Here is a 3,279-nt window from a genome sequence, read left to right as displayed (position 1 = left end):
AGGATTGCGGTCACGCACTATTCCTATGCGTTCGACGTGGGGTCGGTGGTTCGACCCGCGACGTCGGGTGAGGCGTTCAGGAGGACCCTTATGACCGCAGTGGCCCCCAAGCCGGTCCACGAACTCGACCACCCGCCGGGTGAACCCACGGGTGATGCCCGGCCGGGTTCGTTCGTGTGGAAGATGCTGACGACGACCGACCACAAGTTGATCGGCATCATGTACATCGTCACCTGCTTCATCTTCTTCTTCGCCGGCGGCCTCATGGCGCTGCTCATCCGGGCGGAGCTCTTCTTCCCGGGTATGCAGTTCCTGTCGAATGAGCAGTTCAACCAGCTGTTCACCATGCACGGCACGGTGATGCTGCTGCTCTACGGAACCCCGATCGTCGTCGGGTTCGCGAACTACATCATGCCGCTGCAGATCGGCGCCCCCGACGTGGCGTTCCCGCGCCTCAACGCGTTCGGCTTCTGGCTGTTCGCGGCGGGCGGCACGATCATGCTCTCCGGCTTCCTGACCCCCGGTGGCGCGGCGTCCTTCGGCTGGACCATGTACATGCCGCTGGCGGACAAGATCCACTCGCCGAACGTCGGCGCGGACCTCTGGATCCTCGGTGTCGGCATCGGCGGCATCGGCACCATCCTCGGTGCCGTCAACTTCGTCACCACCATCATCTGCCTGCGCGCACCGGGTATGACCATGTTCCGGATGCCGATCTTCACGTGGAACATCCTCGTGGCGTCGGTCCTCATCCTCCTGATCTTCCCGCTGCTCACCGCGGCCGCACTCGGCGTCTTCTACGACCGCACCTTCGGTGGTCGCATCTACGATCCGGGCAACGGTGGCGCCATCCTGTGGCAGCACCTGTTCTGGTTCTTCGGTCACCCCGAGGTGTACGTCCTCGCGCTGCCGTTCTTCGGCATCGTCTCCGAGGTCTTCCCGGTCTTCTCCCGCAAGCCGCTCTTCGGCTACGCCGGCCTGGTCTTCGCGACCCTCGCGATCGCCGCACTGTCGATGGCCGTGTGGGCGCACCACATGTACGTCACCGGCGCGGTGCTGCTGCCGTTCTTCTCCTTCATGACGTTCCTCATCGCGGTCCCGACCGGCGTGAAGTTCTTCAACTGGATCGGCACGATGTGGCGCGGCAAGATGACCTTCGAGACGCCGATGCTGTTCGCCCTCGGCTTCATCATCACCTTCCTCTTCGGCGGTCTGACCGGCGTGATGATGGCCTCGGCGCCGATCGACTTCCACATCTCGGACACCTACTTCATCGTGGCGCACTTCCACTACACGCTCTTCGGCACCATCGTGTTCGCCACGTTCGCCGGCGTGTACTTCTGGTTCCCCAAGATGACGGGCCGGATGTACGACGAGCGGCTCGGCAAGATCCACTTCTGGTTGATCTTCATCGGTTTCCACACGACGTTCCTGGTGCAGCACTGGCTGGGCAACCAGGGCATGCCGCGCCGGTACGCCGACTACCTGGACTCGGACAACTTCACGGTCCTCAACCAGATCTCCACGGTCGGTTCGTTCATCCTCGGCATCGCGATGCTGCCGTTCATCTGGAACATCATCAAGAGCTGGCGCTACGGGGAGATCGTCACGGTCGACGACCCGTGGGGCGCGGGCAACTCCCTCGAGTGGGCGACCTCCTGCCCGCCGCCGCGCCACAACTTCGTGACGCTGCCCCGGATCCGCTCCGAGCGCCCCGCGTTCGAGTTGCACTACCCGCACATGAGCGAGCGGATGCGTGCGGAGGCCCACGTCGGTGGACGGGTCAAGGCACAGGACCCGGACTCGGCCAAGGATGTGGCCGACCGGGGACCCTCCCCGCAGAAGGGCTGACCGCCCGCCCGTACTCACCCACGGGCGTAGGTCCCGGGAACCCCGTCGGCAGGCTCGTCCACCGGCGGGGTTTCCGCTTGTCAGGCCCCGCAACATCAGCACCGCCCTCCCCGATCACCTGTCAGGAGTACATGTGAGCACCACCGGCACCCCGGCTCTCCTCACCGTCACCGGGCCCGACCGCCCGGGCGTGACCGCGCGGGTGATGGCCGTCCTCGCGTCCCACCACGCCGATCTGGTCGACGTGGAGCAGGTCGTCGTCAACGGGCATCTGTCCCTGGGGCTCATGGTCAGGGTGGACGACGGCGCCGATGTCGTCACCGTCGTCCGGGAGCTCACCGAGCAGGTCCACGACCTCGGGATGCAACTCGAGGTCCAGTTCGACGACATCGCCCCCGCGGCCCCGCCCTCGACGCACGCGGTCGTGATCCTCGGCAGCCCCGTCCCGGCCTCGGCGTTCTCGGCCGTCGCCGGCTCGCTGGCCTCCATCGGCGCGAACATCGACACGATCCGCGGGATCGCCGACTACCCGGTCACCGGTATCGAGTTGCACGTGTCCACCGCCGGCCGGGACTCGGCCGACGATGCCCGCCTACGCGAGACCCTCGCCCCCCTCTCGGACGCCCACGGCGTCGACATCTCGGTGGACCGGGCCGGGCTCGGCCGTCGGTCCAAGCGACTGGTGGTGTTCGACGTGGACTCCACCCTCGTCCAGGGCGAGGTCATCGAGATGCTCGCCGCGCACGCGGGCAAGGAGGACGAGGTCCGGGCCGTCACGGAGCGGGCCATGCGCGGAGAGCTCGACTTCGCCCAGTCCCTGCACGAGCGTGTCGCGACACTGGCCGGTCTGCCCGCCACCGTGCTGGACGAGGTCGCCTCGAGCATCGTGCTCACGCCCGGTGCCCGCACCACCATCCGCACGCTCAAGCGGCTGGGGATCCGCTGCGGGGTGGTCTCCGGCGGCTTCATCCAGGTGATCTCCGGCCTTGCCGAGGAGCTGGGACTCGACTTCGCCCGCGCCAACACCCTCGAGATCGTGGACGGCACGCTCACCGGCCGGGTGGTCGGCGAGGTGGTGGACCGCGAGGCGAAGGCCGCCTACCTCCGCGAGTTCGCCGACCAGCTCGGTATCTCCCTGAGCCAGACCGTCGCGGTCGGTGACGGTGCCAACGACATCGACATGCTCACCACCGCCGGGTTGGGGATCGCGTTCTGCGCGAAGCCCGCCCTCCGCGAGGTGGCGGACGCGTCGCTGTCCAAACCGTTCCTCGACACCGTGCTGTTCGTGCTGGGGATCACCCGCGACGAGATCGAGGCCGCGGACACCGCCGCCGGCACGTACCGCCGCGTCCCCCTGACGTGACCGGCACGCCCGGGGCGGGGGAGGGCGGTCCCGAGACCGGCGCGCCCGTGAACGGCGGCCCGGCG

General features: G+C 67.6%; 2 protein-coding genes. Both read left to right on the top strand.

The window, feature by feature from the left end; all coding sequences use genetic code 11:
• The first annotated feature begins 90 nt into the window (after positions 1–90).
• Complete coding sequence (ctaD, locus tag G6024_RS15260) at positions 91–1,851, top strand: aa3-type cytochrome oxidase subunit I (protein ID WP_159149095.1); 1,761 nt, start codon at positions 91–93, stop codon at positions 1,849–1,851.
• 133 nt (positions 1,852–1,984) lie between these two features.
• A complete protein-coding gene (gene serB / locus G6024_RS15255; protein WP_159149094.1) occupies positions 1,985–3,214 on the top strand; it encodes a phosphoserine phosphatase SerB in 1,230 nt (409 codons plus the stop codon).
• The last annotated feature ends 65 nt before the right edge of the window (positions 3,215–3,279 follow it).

This window comes from Dietzia maris (genome assembly GCF_014144855.1).
Lineage (GTDB): Bacteria > Actinomycetota > Actinomycetes > Mycobacteriales > Mycobacteriaceae > Dietzia > Dietzia kunjamensis.
The sequence above is the reverse complement of the archived record's forward strand: the minus strand, read 5'-3'. Positions and strand labels throughout refer to the sequence as shown.

Coding starts and splice junctions, on each gene's coding strand:
- ctaD (WP_159149095.1), top strand. CDS start 91: ATGACCGCAGTGGCCCCCAAGCCGGTCCACGAACTCGACCACCCGCCG.